Annotated in this window: 14 protein-coding genes; 7 read left to right on the top strand and 7 right to left on the bottom strand. The window is 50.4% G+C overall.

Annotated features, from left to right (window positions below; all coding sequences use genetic code 11):
* Positions 1 to 33: 33 nt before the first annotated feature.
* Entirely contained in the window at positions 34 to 1,590 is a 1,557-nt protein-coding gene (gene porX / locus ACYVH9_RS07765; protein ID WP_460635732.1) for a T9SS response regulator signal transducer PorX, read from the bottom strand.
* Positions 1,591 to 1,722: 132 nt separating this feature from the next.
* On the bottom strand, positions 1,723 to 2,454 hold the full coding sequence (kdsB, locus tag ACYVH9_RS07760) for a 3-deoxy-manno-octulosonate cytidylyltransferase (protein WP_460635731.1): 732 nt from the start codon (positions 2,452 to 2,454) through the stop codon (positions 1,723 to 1,725).
* Positions 2,455 to 2,557: 103 nt separating this feature from the next.
* Here kdsB and ACYVH9_RS07755 point away from each other — a divergent pair, with 103 nt between their 5' ends.
* The 4 genes from ACYVH9_RS07755 (at position 2,558) to ACYVH9_RS07740 (ending at position 5,601) form a co-directional block, all read left to right on the top strand.
* Positions 2,558 to 3,412, top strand: coding sequence for a hypothetical protein (locus ACYVH9_RS07755; protein ID WP_460635730.1), 855 nt, complete (start codon positions 2,558 to 2,560; stop codon positions 3,410 to 3,412).
* The gene (locus tag ACYVH9_RS07750) at positions 3,409 to 4,458 is read left to right on the top strand and encodes a septal ring lytic transglycosylase RlpA family protein (protein ID WP_460635729.1); all 1,050 of its coding nucleotides are present in this window, start codon (positions 3,409 to 3,411) and stop codon (positions 4,456 to 4,458) included. Before ACYVH9_RS07755 ends, ACYVH9_RS07750 begins: the two co-directional genes overlap by 4 nt.
* A gap of 93 nt (positions 4,459 to 4,551) precedes the next feature.
* Positions 4,552 to 4,773 carry a hypothetical protein gene (locus ACYVH9_RS07745; RefSeq protein WP_460635728.1) on the top strand — a complete coding sequence of 74 codons (222 nt, stop codon included), beginning with the start codon at positions 4,552 to 4,554 and terminating at the stop codon, positions 4,771 to 4,773.
* 60 nt (positions 4,774 to 4,833) lie between these two features.
* Positions 4,834 to 5,601 (top strand): TIGR02757 family protein, encoded by a 768-nt coding sequence (locus ACYVH9_RS07740; protein ID WP_460635727.1) that lies wholly within the window; start codon positions 4,834 to 4,836, stop codon positions 5,599 to 5,601.
* A 10-nt stretch (positions 5,602 to 5,611) separates the two neighbouring features.
* On the opposite strand, the gene ACYVH9_RS07735 is transcribed toward ACYVH9_RS07740, so the two are convergent.
* A complete protein-coding gene (locus tag ACYVH9_RS07735; protein ID WP_460635726.1) occupies positions 5,612 to 6,445 on the bottom strand; it encodes a hypothetical protein in 834 nt (277 codons plus the stop codon).
* Positions 6,446 to 6,586: 141 nt separating this feature from the next.
* Entirely contained in the window at positions 6,587 to 7,687 is a 1,101-nt protein-coding gene (locus ACYVH9_RS07730; protein ID WP_460635725.1) for an acyloxyacyl hydrolase, read from the bottom strand.
* 325 nt (positions 7,688 to 8,012) lie between these two features.
* Between ACYVH9_RS07730 and ACYVH9_RS07725 the strand changes: the two genes are divergently transcribed.
* Positions 8,013 to 8,978 (top strand): aldose epimerase family protein, encoded by a 966-nt coding sequence (locus ACYVH9_RS07725; RefSeq protein WP_460635724.1) that lies wholly within the window; start codon positions 8,013 to 8,015, stop codon positions 8,976 to 8,978.
* Positions 8,979 to 9,023: 45 nt separating this feature from the next.
* Here the strand turns inward: ACYVH9_RS07725 and amaB are convergent, their stop codons facing one another.
* Entirely contained in the window at positions 9,024 to 10,529 is a 1,506-nt protein-coding gene (gene amaB, locus ACYVH9_RS07720) for an L-piperidine-6-carboxylate dehydrogenase (RefSeq protein ID WP_460635723.1), read from the bottom strand.
* A 245-nt stretch (positions 10,530 to 10,774) separates the two neighbouring features.
* Between amaB and ACYVH9_RS07715 the strand changes: the two genes are divergently transcribed.
* A complete protein-coding gene (locus tag ACYVH9_RS07715) occupies positions 10,775 to 11,476 on the top strand; it encodes a hypothetical protein (protein ID WP_460635722.1) in 702 nt (233 codons plus the stop codon).
* A 78-nt stretch (positions 11,477 to 11,554) separates the two neighbouring features.
* On the top strand, positions 11,555 to 13,177 hold the full coding sequence (locus tag ACYVH9_RS07710) for a hypothetical protein (protein WP_460635721.1): 1,623 nt from the start codon (positions 11,555 to 11,557) through the stop codon (positions 13,175 to 13,177).
* Positions 13,178 to 13,247: 70 nt separating this feature from the next.
* Here the strand turns inward: ACYVH9_RS07710 and ACYVH9_RS07705 are convergent, their stop codons facing one another.
* Both ACYVH9_RS07705 and ACYVH9_RS07700 read right to left on the bottom strand, forming a co-directional pair.
* Entirely contained in the window at positions 13,248 to 14,411 is a 1,164-nt protein-coding gene (locus ACYVH9_RS07705) for a PepSY-associated TM helix domain-containing protein (protein WP_460635720.1), read from the bottom strand.
* Positions 14,412 to 14,421: 10 nt separating this feature from the next.
* The gene (locus ACYVH9_RS07700) at positions 14,422 to 16,722 is read right to left on the bottom strand and encodes a TonB-dependent siderophore receptor (RefSeq protein WP_460635719.1); all 2,301 of its coding nucleotides are present in this window, start codon (positions 16,720 to 16,722) and stop codon (positions 14,422 to 14,424) included.
* Positions 16,723 to 17,031 lie beyond the last annotated feature (309 nt).

Genomic DNA, 17,031 nt, shown 5'->3' with positions numbered 1-17,031 from the left:
CAAACCCTTAACTCATCATTCTTCACGCTATACTCATTTTGCCTTTAGGTAGGCAAATGGTATAATCATTTCTTCCAGCGAGACGCCCCCGTGCTGGAAAGTATCCCGGTAATAATTGACGTAATAGTTATAGTTGTTGGGATACGCAAAGAAATAATCCTCCAGCGTGAAAACGTAAGCCGTAGAAACGTGAATCCGGGGCAGGAAGAAGTTTTCAGGCTTGCGGCACACAAAAAGGTGGTTGTCGTCGAAGCCCAGATTTTTACCCTGTTTATAACGCAAGTTTGTGTTGGTATCCCGATAACCAACAATTTTGGCGGGTTTCTGAACCCGAATCATTCCGTGATCCGTAGTGACGATCAAGCGACCGCCCTTCTCCGAAATCTTCCGCACTAATTCCAGCAAGGGTGAGTGATTAAACCAGGAACGGGTAATCGAACGGTAGGCCGCTTCATCGGGAGCCAGTTCCTTGATCATGGCCATGTCGGTCCGGGCATGCGAAAGCATATCCACAAAATTGTAAACGATCACATTCAGATCGTTCTGCATCAGGTTGTTGAAGTTATCGACCAGCGATTTGCCCTGATTGATATTCAATATCTTGTTGTATGAAAACTTGATGTTCAGCCGGCTGCTGTCGATCTGGCGTTTTAGAAACTGGTCCTCATTGTTGTTCAAACCCGCTTCTTCGTTGTCGTCGTTTACCCAAAGATCGGGGTGTTTCTTTTCCATCTCACTCGGTAACATTCCGGAGAAAATGGAATTACGCGCAAACGCCGTTGTGGTTGGCAGGATTGAATAGTACGAAGACTCTTCTTCCACCGTAAAGTATTCGGCCATGATGGGCTCAATGACTTTCCACTGATCGTACCGCAGGTTGTCGATCAACACGAAGAAAAGCGGATTATTCTGCTCCAGCAGCGGAAATACTTTCTTCCGCATCAGTTGGTGCGACATGATCGGCTTATCCATTTTCGGTTCGTTCAGCCAGTCTTCGTAATTGTCCATCACGAATTTGCAGAAGGTCGAATTAGCTTCGCTTTTCTGCATGTTGAACACTTCCGCCATGCTGCGATCCTGCGTACCATCCAACTCCAGTTCCCAGAAAATCAATTTCTTGTAAATATCCACCCAATCGTCAAAATCGATCCGGTCGTTGTAAAGCATTGATAAATTCCGGAAGTCCTGCTGATAACTCTGGTTGGTTCGCTCGGTCACCAGCCGTTTGTTATCCAGAATCTTCTTAACCGACAGCAGGATCTGATTCGGATTCAATGGTTTGATCAGATAATCCGCAATTTTAGCGCCGATGGCCCCTTCCATGATGTGCTCTTCCTCGCTCTTGGTGATCATCACCACCGGCAGGTTGGGGCGCATCTGTTTGATTTGCTGCAACGTTTCCAAACCCGTCATCCCGGGCATCATTTCGTCCAGAAAAACCAGATCAAAATTTTCCTGATCCACTTTTTCAAGCGCATCCGCACCGCTATTCACGGGTGTGATGGTATACCCTTTATTGTTCAGAAAAAGAATATGGGGTTTCAATAAATCAATCTCGTCATCAGCCCAGAGGATGGAATAGTTTTGCATGATATGGGAGTTAAATTCTGTGTGGTTTGACTGAATAGCTTGTCTTTATTCAACTTGGTAACGCCCGAAACTGTTTGACCGGTTCACTTTTAACATCTATTAACAAATGACCGTTGGCAAGTTACAATGACTTTATCGGCTCAACAATCGCCCCAAATCGTCAGGAGTATCAATGCCGTAACTGTCTAGTTCTGTTACCACGCAGCGAATCCGGTAGCCGTTTTCCAACCAGCGCAGCTGTTCGAGGGCTTCGGCTGTTTCCAGCGATGATGGTGGCAACTGCGTGATTTGCCCCAGAATATCCGCCCGGTAGGCATAAATACCAATGTGTTTGTAAAACGTGTGAAACTGCAACCACTCTTCCGGTTTTCGTTCCCGCAGATAGGGCAGCGTCTGACGGCTAAAATACAGGGCTTCACTCCGGCTGTTCAACACTACTTTTGGCGTACTCGGATTGGTCAACACGTGCAGATCGTCAATTTTCTTTACCAAGGTTGCCAATTCGGTCTGCCCGTCCAGCACCGAAGCCAGCAGATTAATCTGTTCCGGTTTGATAAACGGTTCATCGCCCTGAATATTAATCACATAATCGACATCGCCACCGACGGCCTGCATCACTTCAAAACAGCGGTCGGTGCCACTTTGGTGATTTTCGGAAGTCATCATTACCTCCCCGCCAAACGAGCGAACGTGTCCGGCAATGGCTTCGTGATCGGTTGCTACCACCACCCGACTGAGCGATTCGGCCTTCCAGGACTGCTCCACCACGCGCTGAATCATGGTTTTGCCATCAATTTCGGCCAGCGCCTTGGCCGGGAAACGGGTGGATGCGTAACGGGCCGGGATAATTCCGAGGATATTCATTGGTTGATTTTCGGTAATTTTGGCGCAAGATACTCCGAACTCGGTTTACACCGCTGCACCGGAGCTTCGATTATTCCAACGATGACCATCCAGCATTGCGACCGTGAATCCAAATCAACTGCCCATTGCCTTCCAACGAACGTTTGCTGAACCAATCTGGCGGCTGATTTTTGAGGAGATCGAGACCGCTCCGGGATTGTTGGTTGCCGAATTACGAAACCGGCAAACCCAGACGCTGACGCTGGCAACAGCAACCCTGCCGGAAGGAATCCTTATTGCTGAAATTCAGCCGGATCTGCCCTTTCACTGCGCATTGATTGGAGTTTGGAACGGTTTTGCCCTATACCACCGCTTCGATAACAACCGGCTGCCCGTTCCTACCGCCCTGGGCGGTGTGGACCTGAAAACCGGCCGAACCCGCTGGGAATGGCCGCAACACGTTTTCAAGGGAGCTGATTCGGAACACGTTTGGGCTCAGCGGGTTTCCCTGACCGATACGGCATTGCTGCCTTTGATTGCCTTCCAATTGGCCGACGGCGAACCCGTCGAATCCGCGAAAAAACCGTCTTTTGTTCACAATCCGGCGCTGCAATTTCCCGTTTCCTACACAACGTCGAGCCCCTGGTGGCCGGTCGTTGACCGATTCATAAAAAAAACAACCAATCACCAGCCCATCGATTCGGTCGATTATTTAGAAGTTGGTGATAAACTTATTTTTTCGTATTATTATCGTGAAACAAACGATCAGATCCGCTCCTTTCTGTTGATCACTGACCGTCGACAAGGTATCTGGCTACATCAGCACACCGACCAGGCTATTGCAACGACTGGCGCTACCTCCGAATCAAACGCCCTGCCGTTATTCGGAAACGGCTCCTTCTGCGTCTGGCAAAACCAGCTCATTTTTCCATCAAGCCCAACGTGTATTACCAGTTTTTATTTGACACCAATGCCATGAAGCGACTGATGCCGCTGTTACTAGCTGGCTGGCTGACCAGCTTCGCTACCCAGGCCGCCCCTATCCTGCCGGATTCACTCGGTATGGAAAAGAAAGACGGCAAATTGTACGTACTGCACCGCGTTGAACCCGGACAGACCCTGTATTCGCTCGTCCGAAAATACAACGCTTCCATCCAATCCATCAAAGACGCCAATCCGGGGCTACCGGATAACGTGCGCTACGATCAGGTTGTGCGCATTCCCGCCAGCAACTTGTCGAGAAAAGAGGAAAAAGCCGTTAACAAGGCCCTCAAAAAAGAGGAAAAGGAACAAAAACGCGAGGAACGGGAAGTTAAAGAGCAAACGGTAAAAGAAGCCAACAGCGGTATACACCAGGTCGAACCGGGGCAAACCCTGTATAGTCTGGCGGCCCGTTACGGTGTTTCGATGGATGAGGTCCGCAAATGGAACAACCTGTCGTCCGACCATATTGTGAGTGGTCAGGCTTTGATAGTTTCCGAGAAAGCGTGGCGGGTGCGCGAACCCGCGCCAAAGCCCGACATTCCCCACCGTTCTGATTCGGCGACCGAAGTTTCACGTACGTCACGCAATGACTCGCCCAAAACCGAGCGTCCGGCTCCCCCACGCGCCCTGCCCGCACCGGCTGACGAAGCGCCCCGACCAACCGAAACCGAACGACCAGCCGCCGAGCCGACTAGCTCCGCACCGGCGGAGCCCCGCATCATCCGCCCGGGCGATTCCGGCCCTCTACCTGACCCCAGCGGCAATGCGCGCCGGATTTCAGAAGTTGGGCTAGCCGAGGTGATCGACCAGTCCGGCAACTCGAATAAATACCTTGGGTTACACCGTACCGCACCCATCGGAACCCTCGTTCTGGTTCGGAACGATCGAAACCAGCAATCCATTTGGGTTAAGATTATTGGTCGTCTGCCGGCAACCAGCGTCAACGACAAAGTCATCGTTAAAATTTCTGCCCGGGCTTTTGAGAAACTTTCCCCCGCCGATCGACGTTTTCGTGCTGAGGTCAGTTATTTAGCTCCCTAAACAAGAACCCTGATCAGGTAGATAACGGAACGGTATTGGAAACACTGGCCACTTAAAACCGTCTATTTTTTCTATCCGATTGTACGATTACCTATGTTAACTCCAGAACAAAAAGCAGAACGGATCGCCCGTCGGCACAAAGAGCGGGACGAGAAAATGAAGGCCACTACGGGTTATAAAGTATGGAGTGTGCTTTTTACGGTTTCTTACCCATTTATTGCCGTCTTTACCGCCCTTTTTTCGGTTCTTGTGTCAATCTGCTCAAAGATTTCACAAGGCGTAGTCTGGGTACTGAGCGGAGGAAAAAGCCATTAATAGCTGTTTGACAGCCACTTCTACCCCAAATCCATTCCGCAGCGGTAGCATTCCAATCCAATGTCCATTGACTCTGTAAAAGAATTGCTCGACCAGAAAGTTGAGCAGTATAATCAGCGTTCCTTCATCGAAAAAGACCCCATCAGTATTCCACACCGGTTTAGTCGGCGGCAGGATATTGAGATTATGGGTTTTTGGGCGGCTGTTCTCGCTTGGGGACAACGTCCGGTTATTCTCAAAAAAGCCAATGAATTGGTGGAGTTGATGGATGGCGCCCCCTATGATTTCATCCGCAATCATCAGGAAACGGACCTTAAACGGTTTTTAAACTTCAAACACCGGACGTTCAACGCGACAGATACGCTTTATTTTCTGCATTTTTTTCATTCTTACTACCAACAGCACGAAACACTCGAAGATGCGTTCATCAGCGGAACTACCCCTCTGACTACCGGCAAGCACCTGGAACTGTTTCATACCCGGTTTTGCGACGATCCATTTTTTCCGGAGCGTACCCGAAAGCACGTTTCAACCCCGAGCCGAAATTCGTCCTGCAAACGGCTGAATATGTTTCTGCGCTGGATGGTCCGACGCGATCATCAGGGCGTTGATTTTGGAATCTGGACCCGCCTGAATCCCGCCCAGCTGGTGATACCGATTGACGTGCACGTCAATCGGGTGGCCCGAAAACTGGAATTGTTGAACCGCCCCCAAACCGATTGGAAAGCGGCTCTTGAACTAACCGATGCACTGAAAGTCTTTGATCCCACCGATCCGGTGAAGTATGATTTTGCCCTGTTTGGTCTTGGGGTAGAAGGTGAAATGTAAGCATCCACCCTTAGTCCAGGCACAAACCGGGGAAGTCAATTTGGTAAATAAACCACCACTTTTCGTCGTTTTTATAACAGACAAGGCGGCCCCGATCAGTAAAGGACGGTTTCTGATGTTTTTCCAAACCGTAGTGAAGAAGTAGATGTACGATGCCTTTGGACTGATGGGCATCCAGCTCAATGTCTTCGATACTCCAGTCAATCAGAAAGCAGCCATTCAGGTATTGATGATAAGCATCCAATTTGTCAACAACGCGGCTGTATAGCTCTTCACGCGGGTCGTTGTTGATGAAAAAATGTTCTGCCAAACAGCCATCCAGGTAGTCGTAATTCTCGCGAAACAGCCCGTCCAGCAGCATATCCGTAATAAAAATGCAGGTATAAACCGGATCTGGCTTGTAGTAATTATAGTCAATGCTGTAACAGATTCCAGGCAATCGAATGTCCCTGATCTCCTTGGGAAAAACCACTTCGGTAATGAACGTATACAATTGCCGATCGTCGGCATTGGCGTGCGGTTCCGACACTTTGATTTCGATACCATGCTGGGCCATGACCAGCAGCAGCCGATCTACTTCCTGCGTTATTTTCCGATCCGATAAAAGGGATGCAGAAACCCAGTGTGGTTTCCCGATAAAATCATAAACCTTGATCATCGGAGCTGCTTTGGAAAGCTGGTAATAAATCGAATTATGCGCCCGTTCCCGAATCTCTACCTTGTCTTGTGATAAATGCCCTTCTCCGAAAAGGGCTTCCCGCTCCAGCGTTTGCTTGATCGTGGTAAGTTCATTATAGGCTTTATAAAGTTCATCAAGTGATAGGATTTCCTGTGATGCAAACACGGCGAAGGTTAGTTTTAGTGAGAATCAATGAGTATTAAATAGTATACGTTGAACGGGTTCAGAAGTCACATTATTGCCAGCTATTTTATTACCAAAATGCAATTTCAAACCGTACCGCTCACCAATCACTTTTGGGTGGTATCATAAGGTGTAACCCGCCAACACGCTGAAGCCTTTCGTATTTTCCCCGTATGCCTTCACGCTCATTCCCGCGGTAATTCCGTTGCGAAACTGATAAAGCAGGTTGTAGCGTTGATACGATGCGGGCTTATACCACTGAGGACGAATGATATTCCATCCGTGGTGAGCGGTAAAAATGAAACGCCCCTGCCAGAACTCATACCCTGCCAAAAGCGTTCCCTGCCGGGCATCGGTTACCCGGCCCCGCGTCCAGGTTTTGACTTGCTCCTCAAAATACTGGTCATCAACCAGCTCAAACCCGGCTGAAAAAGCGTGAGTCCGCGTAAGGCGGTAACCTCCTACCACATAGAGACCATACACCGGCAGGGCCATTTCCGGCTTTTTGTCGGTTTCGGGCAAGACCCGTATTGACCCCATCAACAGCGCCCGAGTCATCCAGCGTTTGTTCAATGGTTTAGGTTTCCATTGCCGCGTATCCGGAAAAACCGTAGGTTGCAACAGGTATTGCGCACCCAACGCAATGGTTGGAATGTTCATTCCCTGATTGGGCAACCGCGTTCCAGCGTTGGAAATATGGTTATAAACCGCCCCAAGTGTCAGGTTCCAGTGGCGGGTCAATCGGTAGTACGTTGTAAACCGCGCCCCGATCAATGCGCTAAGCGGCATGCTGAAGTGATCATTGGTGGGATTGGTGATGGGGTCATAAACGCGGGTTAAATAGGTAAGGCCCGCCAACGCACGAACGGAAAAATACCATCTGCCGTACGGACGAATAAGGGGCTCAAAAAACAAACCGGCACCCGCCGTACGCCCCAATGCAACCGGATTCCGGAAAGTAAAATAGTTGATGTAACCTCCAATCTGTGCGAAACACTGGCAGTTTTCCCAGGCCTTCCGGCGCAAGCTCACCTGACTATAGGTTACCTCAACGCCCAAAGGTGTTTGCCTCGATGCAGGTACAACCTGGTTTGATTTTGAGATTCCCTGCTGCCAGGCCACACCAAACTGGTGCTGTGCTTTCAAGGTATCGACCGGATTTTGACCCCGTGCCGTGGTGAGAAAAAAGCATAGTAGTAGTGCGAATGCATAAAATTTCAGCATGGCTTCGTGTCTTACAAATAAGACCTTTCAAACTGTTTTTCACAATTTTATGCATCATTTGCATCCGTTTATTACAAATTGGTAACAAAAATAAATACGTATCGATTAAGTTCAGTTTTTCATTTTTTTTATCCTAGTTTCACCAATAAAGAACCGTTGTTTTTCCAGCTGCTACCCGTTGTTAAAACAGCTTGTCAGTTTTAATTTCCTTGCAATCCATCCGAAGAGTACCTTTACTTTCCATCATAATGCAAACAGTTGCCTCATTCTGCACGTTGTTCTTTGTAGACTGAAACTCCTTGTAAACACCTTAATTACTGTAAAAATGTCATTTGCAATTTCACATCATCCTTTTGATGCGCTGACCGAATATTTCATTGAAAACACCGAAACCGGCGAATATGTAAGCGTTTTGCCGGCATACGGGGCTGTTGTGCGGCAGCTCGTCCTGCGGTCGGCCCGATCAGGCGAGGATTCAAAGCTCGTGTCGCTTATCAAGGCTCCTAAATCACAGCAAGCCTTGTTGGCCGACGAAGCCTACTCCAATGCACTCCTGTTTCCATTTCCGAGTCGGATTCGCCACGGTATTTATGCCCACGAGGGCACCATGTATACCCTGCCTATGAACGAAGCCAATCAGGACAACGCCATCCACGGTTTTGTCGCAAAACAGGCTTTCGAATTAACGGGACAGGATATTTCGTCTACGGAGGCATCGCTGACCTTGCAGTACGTACATGATGGCTCCTATCCGGGCTATCCTTTTCCGTTTGAATTCAGCGTGCGTTATACTTTGTCGGCATCGGGATTAGCGGTCACGTACGAAGCGAAAAATACCGGAACGCAATCGGCCCCGGTCAGTTTCGGCTGGCATCCGTACTTCACCCTCAACGAGGAACCCGTCGATCAGCTGACCATCGAAATCCCGGCCGTGAGACAGGTTCAGCTGGACGAAAAACTTTTGCCCGTTGGCGAAGAGCTCTTTATTCAGAAAGGAGAACTGGCCCTGCATGAGAAGAAGCTGGATGCGGTTTTTATCGTCAACGAAAACAACGGGGAAGGCATCACAACCGTTTTACGATCGGCCCGGCAGGGTCTGCAACTGAATATCTGGCAGGAAACCGGTGCGGGCAAATTCAAGTATCTGGTCGTTTTTACTCCGGTCGCCCGCGACAACATTGCCATTGAACCGCTGACCAGCAATGTCAACGCCCTGAACAACGGCGAGGGACTGATTACGTTGCCCCCCCAGGAGGTCACCCAAGGCACAATCCGGATCAGCCTCAGTTAATTGAATGAGGAGTTAGTTCATAACTCCTCATTCATAACTCTTAACTCATAACTCAAACTTGATTCCCTGCGCCAGCGGTAGCGAGGTTCCGTAGTTGATGGTGTTGGTTTGACGGCGCATGTAGGCTTTCCAGGCATCCGAACCGGATTCGCGCCCCCCCCCGGTTTCTTTTTCTCCGCCAAAAGCCCCCCCAATCTCGGCCCCCGACGTACCAATATTGACATTCGCGATCCCGCAGTCTGAGCCAGCAGCCGACAGAAACCGTTCGGCTTCGCGCAGATTGAGGGTAAAAACCGCCGATGACAATCCCTGCGGAACCCCATTCTGCAACGCAATGGCTTCTTCCAGACGCTGGTATTTCAACAAATACAAGATGGGTGCAAACGTTTCATGCTGAACAATGTCGGTTTGGGCGGGCATTTCGGCAATGGCCGGCCGGACATAACAGCCCGATTCAAAACCGGGACCTTCCAGTACTTCGCCATCAACGAGCAACCGTCCTCCCTGTTCCTTAATCTGAAAAAGCGCAGCCTGATACCCGGCAACGGCTTCCCGATCGATCAGCGGTCCGACATGATTTTTTTCGTCCAGCGGATTTCCAATGCGAAGCTGGCCGTACGCTTTTAGCAGACGGTTTTTTACATCGTCATAAATCGACTCCTGAATAAGTAACCGGCGCGTTGAGGTACAACGCTGCCCGGCCGTGCCAACGGCACCAAACACAATGGCCGGAATAGCCACGTTCAGATCAGCGTGCTGGGAAACGATAATGGCATTGTTTCCGCCCAGTTCGAGGAGGTAACGACCCAATCGCCCAGCTACGGCTTGGGCAACGCTCTTTCCCATCCGGGTCGAGCCGGTTGCCGATAAAAGCGCAATTCGCGGGTCCTTGGCCAGCCATTCACCCGCTTCCCGTCCGCCAGTGATCAGGCAAGACACGCCTTCCGGAACCTCATTCCGCTCCAGCACTTCCCGGATAATTTGCTGGCACGTCAGCGCGGTTAACGGCGTTTTTTCCGACGGCTTCCAGATGCAGACATTGCCGCACACCCAGGCCAGCATGGCATTCCAGGACCAGACCGCTACCGGAAAATTAAAAGCCGAAATAATACCCACAACCCCCAACGGATGCCACTGTTCATACATTCGGTGATCGGCCCGCTCGCTATGCATCGTAAAGCCATAGAGTTGCCGCGACAGGCCAACGGCAAAATCGCAGATATCGATAATTTCCTGAACCTCGCCCAACCCCTCCTGGAGCGACTTGCCCATTTCGTAGCTTACGAGGGTTCCTAACTCTTTTTTATACAATCGGAACTGATCACCCATCTGTCGGATAATTTCCCCTCGCCTGGGGGCCGGAATCGACCGCCATTTCAGAAAGGCGGCCTGGGCGGTTTCAACGACATTGTCATAATCGTCTTGCGTTGTCGGATACACACGGGCCATCAACTGCCCATCAACCGGTGAATACGACTCCAATAATCCACTGGGGCCTTCTTCGACCGACGAATGCCAGAATGCCTGTCCGGTGCTTGTGCCAGACAGCATAGGCTGTGTCTTTAATTTCTGAAGGAATTGTTGCATACCGTTAACTTTTCAAAATTCGATCCGTTCGTACTTGTCTACTCCCTGCGGCTCCGCCTAACTCCAAAATTATTATATATAAACTCGCTAACATTATAATTACCGTTTTTGGCTCGCCACTTACAAACATTTATTGGGTGGGCGCTCTCCAATCGTCTGATAATTAATTAAATTTATCCTGTTAATCTATTAACTAACCTTCTTATCATATGAGAATATACGTCCTACCAACTCTATTTTTTCTTTTGATCGGTTCCGCCTGGAGCTCGGTGTCGGCTCAGGACACGCCAGCCACCCCTGCTCCGTATTCGGTTGGCCTTCAACTAGGCACAACCGGTGTTGGTGTTCAGCTGGCCCGGGGCCTAAACGCCGATTCCCGGCTTGTTGGTCGGATTGGTGTCAGTTATTTCGCCTACGACCGGGTTTTCCGGGTAAAAGCGGGCGAAGGCAAGCTCAACATTACACCAGATCTGGTATTGGGGATTGCCCTGGCTTCCGTGAAATGGCATCCCTTTAAACGGAACCAATTTTTTCTGACGGGCGGAGCCGGATACACGTGGCGGCCCGATGTTAAAGCCAACGTCACAGCAGAAGGAAATGTTACGTTTGGCGGGCTGCAAATTTCGGAAGAAAATGTCGGCGTTGTCAATGCCGCACTACGCTGGAACAGTGCACTGGGTTATGCTGGCCTGGGCTATGGTCGCTCCACCCCCATCCGACGCCTGGGTTTTGCCGTGGAGTTGGGTTGTTATTATCTGGGTACGCCCACCGTCGATTTACAGTATACCGGCTTTCTGGAAACTACTACTATTGATGAGCAGATACCGGTTATTCAAAACAACCTCCGAAACTATCGTTTTTTACCTTCCCTGCAATTCTTGGTAACGTACGGCCTGTTCCGAAAAAAATAAATACGCATAAAAAGGTACCAATCAGCTATTATTAGAATTCTATTGCTACTTCTACTTGTATTATAACCTGAAATTAACATGAAACGCTTGCTTTCAATCATCGGTGTACTGATCGTGGGACTGCTTGATGCCTGTCAGAACCCGGTTGAAAATGTTGAATTAAAATTTAAGGAACCGTTGGCGGTTGCCGTGCAGCTCAAATACGCCCTACCCGCCGGTTTGACGCCCGATAAGCTAACGATTAAGATTGGCGGCCCGGATGCCGATAAAGTGGTTACGACCCTCAACACCAAAAAGTATAAACTCACCTCGGACGGAAAATTATTTCTTTGTCTGGACCCTGAGGTGACTCCTACAGCTTCCGACCCAATCCGGTTTAATGTGGCAGCGATCTCGGAGCAATCGGTGGATCATCTTCAGCCGATTCAACTCGTCAATACGAATCCGCGCAACCTGAATGTTACGCTACACAGTAACAAAGACAACAATGCACCCGCCCATCAATCGTTTAAAAGCTCCGATAATGGAACGGTTCAGGCAGCGGCTACGGTTCAGACCAAGACCCAGGCCAACGTCACCCAGGCAACCCTGACGGTTCCGCAGGGCAGCGAGGTTAAAGACGTTGCCGGACACCCGGTCGGTGGTACCCTAACCATCACTGCCGATCCCATCAACAACAGCTCTACCGGTAAAGCGGCTTCCGAATTGCCCGGAAACGGTATTATCAACGCATCGACACCCACCGGCACTTACCTGGGCAACCAGCAAATCCTGGCCGTTGCGGGCGGTGCGCACATCACGGTTTACAATGATGCCTACCAGTTAGCCAAAACCTTCTCGCAACCCATTCGGATCGCTTTCGCCATCAATCCGCAACTAATCAATCCGAATACCGGAAAAACCGTTCAGTCGGGCGACCCCATTCCGTTGTTTAGCTTCGATGAAGTATCCAACCACTGGACGCAGGAAAAAGCCGGTAAGGTTCAGCGCAACGCCAATGGATCGCTCGAATACGTCGCGGACATCCCGCACCTTTCGCTTTGGGTAGCCGCCTTCACAGAGGAGGTCTGCGCCGACGGGCCAACGTTCAAATTTATCAGCAAGTATCCCGACCGAAGCCCGGAATATAAATGTGACGTAATTGATCAGAATGGCAACGTCATCAGCCGTGCCACGGGTGCCCTTAGCTTCTGGCGATCCATCAACAGCGGCACGTCGCTTCGCGTGACGAACCTCCGAAAAGGGCTCAAAATCCGGCTCCGGCTGTACGATCAATACAATTCCAATAAAGCCTATACTTCGCCCGAGGTAGATGCCTGTTCGAACACCGAAGTGCCATTCAATCTCAACGACGTGGTTTATAAACCCGTTGCACCATCGGCCCCCGACAACCGCAAGGAAGTCACAATCTCGCTCGTATTTAATTGCGGCAACAAGGGCATCAATCCGGAAAAACTGCCGTTTAAAGTTCTCTACTCGCAGTTTCGGGCGGCTGGCAGCCAGGACGAATGGAAGGATCTGCCGGTGATGCGCTGGCCAGACCTCAGTACCAAGGTATTCATCGAGCTAAACAAAGCGTATGAGATGAGAGCCGGTTCCATTCCTGATCGCCTGGATATTGAAATTAAGAATTATACCGTCAAAAGCACTACCTGGCCCATCAAGCTGACGGCCGAAGAAAGCAAGCAGTATTGCAATTGATGAGCCGTTCAACCTGGTCCATAAAAAAACCGCTGGCAGCACTGCCAGCGGTTTTTTATCGCCATTGTTTCTAAACTACCTGTGGTTTGGCAACACGGCGTTGCGGTTTGGCCGACTTCTTCTTCTTCCGGCGCCCCCACCAGATAACAAACCCCGTCACGGGCAAACTGGCACAAATCAGGCTGGCCCCAAACGCCAGAATTTTACCCGGTAAACTCAAGATGGCACCCACATGAATGTCGTAGTTCATCCGGCGGAGTTTATCGCCAAAAGCGGCCTTGTTGTAAGCCCCAAAGTACGGTCCTTCGCCCGACAATTCCTTCAGCGTGTATTGGTCAAAATTGTAGTAGTCCGTTTTGTAATACGTGCCCGGACGGTGATTTATCGACACACTAAACGACTCGGCAGCCAGTTCAGGGGAGGAAATATACAGGCTAGCCGTTTCGGTTTTCAGCGGATAAAACCGTTGCCAGAGCCGGTCCATCGGGTCCGAAAACTGGCGGGTCGCGGTCGTATCCGACAGGGGTTGCCGGTATTCGGGCAGGGTTTTGCCGCCCGACGTACTCCAATAAATCGAGTCAGACAACCACTCAATGCCGAAAATCATGCCCGTAATAGCCAGGATCAATGAAATCGACAAGACGTAAAAGCCGGGAACGTTGTGCAGGTCGTAATTGACCCGGCGCCACTGGGCCTTCCACTTGACTTTAAAGCTCTTATCGCGGTTGGCTTTCTTCAGATTTTTCGGCCACCACAACACCATCCCGGTAATCAGCAACATCGTAAAAACCAGCGTTCCGTAGGCAACTACCGGCTGTCCGATTTCTTCGGGTAACCAGAGGTAATAATGCCCGTGGAGAATAAAATGGAAGAAATCCGATTCCTCGTCTACCACCTTTAGTACCTCTCCGGTATACGGATTCAGATAAACCTGGTAGTAGTAATCCGGGGCAGCTCCGTAAAACGGCACGTTAACGCTCCGCCCGATCTCCCCGTAGTTGACTCCTTTGGCGGGTTTTCCGGGCACCTGCTGTTCGGCAATGGCTTTCAGCCGGGAAGGCGGCAAAACCGTAGCCGTAGCCACCGGCTCGACGTACTGAAACGGGCGTATAACGCTTTTGATTTCGTGCTCAAAAGCCAGGATGCAGCCAGTGATAGCCACTACAAACACCAAAAGCCCGGACGTTAGTCCGAGCCAAAGGTGGATTTTTCCAACCAGTTTTTTTGCTGTCATTTACTTGTTGTTAAAATCGGTACGCCATGCTCAGGCGGAAATTCCGGGGAGGTTCGGTTTGCCAATAGTAGGCCTGGCTCCACGGATAATAAGCGCCTGAATACAAATAGGCATTTAGAATATTATTGACGTTGAGGGCAATGCTTACCCGATTGTTCTGCCAGGAAATAGCCCCGTCAGTCCGGAAGGTGTTCGGCATGTTCGGTTCCTTGCTGGTTGCATCCGAGAACCAGCCGTAGCGATCGAGTTGCCACTGATAACCGAGCGAAACACCCAACCCCTGCAACGCGCCGTTCCGCAGCCGATACGACAACCAGGCGTTGGTAATATGCTTGCTAAACCCAGGAATCGGCATGCCCACGTTTTCAGATTGGGTATCTTCCGTAATCTTGCCATCGGTATAGGCGTAGTTGACAACCAGATTCAGGCCCGGCAGAAGTTCGCCCCGCACGTCAACCTCTACCCCACTCGTTTTGGTTTGACCCAACTGGATGGAGTAATTCGGGTTGGTCGGATCGGTCGTCAGCACGTTGTTCTTTGTAATCTGATACACCGAAACCGTAGAGTTCCAGCGCCCTTCGGCCCAGTCTTTTTTCAGACCAGCTTCGAGGTTATTTCCCCGGATTGGTTCAAAGGCACGCCCCTGCCGATCAAGCCCCGACTGCGGCACAAATGCCTGATCATAAAGCGCGTACACTGACGTTTGCTTGTTAATCGAGCCGCTGATGCCCACGCGCGGTGTGAATACGGTTTCGTTGGTAGCGGCTCCGTACTGGCTGTCTTTCGCCGAGGTCAACCGACCGGCCAGCGTCAGCCGGATGCGATCCTGCCAAAAACGCAGCTCGTCCTGCACATACAATCCGGTAAACGACTGGGTCATGATGTTGACGCCCGCCCGGTAGCGCAAACTCCGTGACCGATCAAACTGCGGCTGCAAATGCGCCGGCAAGTAATAATTGGGCGAATTGGAGTTGAAGACAAAGCTGCTGTCGTACATCGGGAAGCTCTGGCCCCAGTCGGCCATGTACTTTTTCGTCCCCAGGTCAAGCCCCCCCAGAATCCGGTGCACAACCGGCCCCGTTGTTACTTCGCCATTGACAAAAATCTGGCCGAAGGTATTTTGGTTGGCAGCATCCCAGATTCCTACGTTCCGGTAAATCCGGCCGTCGGCTTTGGCAGAATCGGCCCAGAGCGAGCTCCCGACCTGGCTGTAGTTAAAATACGCGAGTTGGCCGGTCAGTTTCCAGTTGTCACTGATCTGGTGCTCCAGAATCAGAAACGCGCTGTGATCGTGAATATTCGTTGGGTTAAGGTTGGCAGATGCGATGGTCGCATTAACGGGCTGCACGCCAAGACCGCGGGCATCGAATACATAAGCGGCCCCAACCGCCGACATTTGCTGGTACTGATACGTATATTCGGCGGTTACGGACGTTTGCTCGCTGATTTTGTATTTCAACACCGGGGCAATGGAGTACCGGTTGTTAAACTCAAAGTCGCGGTGGGTACCTTTGGTTTGCCCCATCACATTCAGACGGTACAACAAGCGATTGTCTTTGCTCAGTTTGCCATCCAGATCAAGCGTAGCCCGGTATGTATCGAAGCTTCCGACCGCAAAAGCGGCTTCTCCTTTCGTAACACCGGTTGGTTTTTTGGTAACGACATTGTAAAAACCGCTCGGTTCGCCATTGGCCATCATAAATCCGGCAGGGCCTTTCACAAATTCAATCCGTTCCACCATTGACATATCTTCGGCAACCGGACCCCAGGTCGATTGGATGTTCATCCCGTTGCGGAATGGCGCCACCCGCGACCCCCGCATGTTTAGCCGGGCGTAGTTGTCCCAGTGTTCCTGACGGGTTACCCCGCTGACGTTTCGTGAAACACCTTCCAACATGTCGAAGATTTGCTGGTCGGCCAGCAACTGCCGGTTAACCACCTGAATATTCTGTGGCACTTCGATCAGGGGCGTCTTCAACCGCAGGCTAGCCGATGGCACATCAGCCTTGTACGAATTTTTTCCTTCAACCGTTACTTCGGCCAGTTGCTCGGCATTTTCAATCATTGTCAGATCCGAAACCTGCGTAACCTGTCCGGCGGTCACTGTAATGGCGTGCCGAATCCGCTGATGCCCAACCCGCGTAATAACCAATACGTGCTGACCAGCGGGTACATTGTTGAGCACAAATTCTCCGGCGTCGTTTGTGATCGTTCCCAATCGTGTTCCGGCCACACGGACGTTCACCTCCGTTAACGGGGTAGCATCCGACGAAACCATCTTCCCGGCCACACTTCCGGTCGTCTGGGCCATTGCTGATAGGTTCAGCAAACTTATCCAACAAAAAAATAAACTGCGTAATAATCGGCGCGCTTGGGTAGAAGTGGTCATTTTTGTTTATACAAAACAATTATTTAGACTAATTATAATTACAAAGGTATAGCCAGGTAAAATTGCCTTCCAACTTTTTTACCGGAAAATTAATTCGGAGCTTCAAAAACCTGCTTTAATCCTATTGCGCAATGCCTTCTTACAATTAGTCACGAGTAATAGTAATTAGCAGAGACGACCAACGGAGCGCTGCGCTCCAGCTGTCCATTGCTGGAGAGTGAAGAGTGCGTT

This window comes from Larkinella harenae (assembly GCF_054780515.1).
This window is presented reverse-complemented; position numbering and strand designations above follow the sequence as displayed.

Coding starts and splice junctions, on each gene's coding strand:
- porX (WP_460635732.1), bottom strand. CDS start 1,590: ATGCAAAACTATTCCATCCTCTGGGCTGATGACGAGATTGATTTATTG.
- kdsB (WP_460635731.1), bottom strand. CDS start 2,454: ATGAATATCCTCGGAATTATCCCGGCCCGTTACGCATCCACCCGTTTC.
- ACYVH9_RS07750 (WP_460635729.1), top strand. CDS start 3,409: ATGAAGCGACTGATGCCGCTGTTACTAGCTGGCTGGCTGACCAGCTTC.
- ACYVH9_RS07745 (WP_460635728.1), top strand. CDS start 4,552: ATGTTAACTCCAGAACAAAAAGCAGAACGGATCGCCCGTCGGCACAAA.
- ACYVH9_RS07740 (WP_460635727.1), top strand. CDS start 4,834: ATGTCCATTGACTCTGTAAAAGAATTGCTCGACCAGAAAGTTGAGCAG.
- ACYVH9_RS07730 (WP_460635725.1), bottom strand. CDS start 7,687: ATGCTGAAATTTTATGCATTCGCACTACTACTATGCTTTTTTCTCACC.
- ACYVH9_RS07725 (WP_460635724.1), top strand. CDS start 8,013: ATGTCATTTGCAATTTCACATCATCCTTTTGATGCGCTGACCGAATAT.
- amaB (WP_460635723.1), bottom strand. CDS start 10,529: ATGCTGTCTGGCACAAGCACCGGACAGGCATTCTGGCATTCGTCGGTC.
- ACYVH9_RS07715 (WP_460635722.1), top strand. CDS start 10,775: ATGAGAATATACGTCCTACCAACTCTATTTTTTCTTTTGATCGGTTCC.
- ACYVH9_RS07710 (WP_460635721.1), top strand. CDS start 11,555: ATGAAACGCTTGCTTTCAATCATCGGTGTACTGATCGTGGGACTGCTT.
- ACYVH9_RS07705 (WP_460635720.1), bottom strand. CDS start 14,411: ATGACAGCAAAAAAACTGGTTGGAAAAATCCACCTTTGGCTCGGACTA.
- ACYVH9_RS07700 (WP_460635719.1), bottom strand. CDS start 16,722: ATGGCCCAGACGACCGGAAGTGTGGCCGGGAAGATGGTTTCGTCGGAT.